Origin of the sequence: Streptomyces niveus (assembly GCF_001723055.1) — a bacterium.
In the GTDB taxonomy this organism is placed as follows: domain Bacteria; phylum Actinomycetota; class Actinomycetes; order Streptomycetales; family Streptomycetaceae; genus Streptomyces; species Streptomyces niveus.
The window spans coordinates 19,284-19,752 of sequence record NZ_MDCR01000130.1 but is presented as its reverse complement, the minus strand read 5'-3'; the positions used below and the strand labels follow the sequence as shown (position 1 = coordinate 19,752).

Sequence of the window (469 nt, the reverse complement as noted above, 5' to 3'; positions counted from 1 at the left end):
CGGACGGCGACGGCCGCGTCAGCGCCGACGAGTACGCCGCCGCCATCCCCTCCCTCGCCGGACCCGCGCTCATCCGCGTTGCCGAGGTGCTCTTTGACGCCACCGACAAGGACGGCAGCGGGAGCATCGATGCCGGCGAGCACCGGACCCTCTTCCGCACCGCCTTCCACCGCGACCTCAGCCCCACCGACGGCGCCTACGGTCGGAGCACCTTCGTGCGTGACTTCCTCTCCTTCATGTCGGGCCGCCGCACGAGCACCCCGTACGACCCTCTTCTCGCCGACGCCTGACGAACTCGTGCACGTGGCGGCCAGGGCCGCACGCTCCTGCGCCCACGTCTGGACTTGCGGCTCAGGTGCCCGCGAAATCCATGAGCGGCAGGGCCTCCTCAACACGCGCTTCTCATCGGGTGGCTGATCCACTCTCGGTACTCGATGTGGCCGTTGGGCAGCGAAATCCGCCTCAAGCA

At 69.3% G+C, this 469-nt stretch carries 1 protein-coding gene; it reads left to right on the top strand.

The features are described 5' to 3' along the window. Positions 1-290: EF-hand domain-containing protein (locus BHU15_RS16685; protein WP_497210034.1), on the top strand; the 290-nt coding region annotated here is incomplete at its 5' end. Between the last annotated feature and the right edge of the window lie 179 nt (positions 291-469).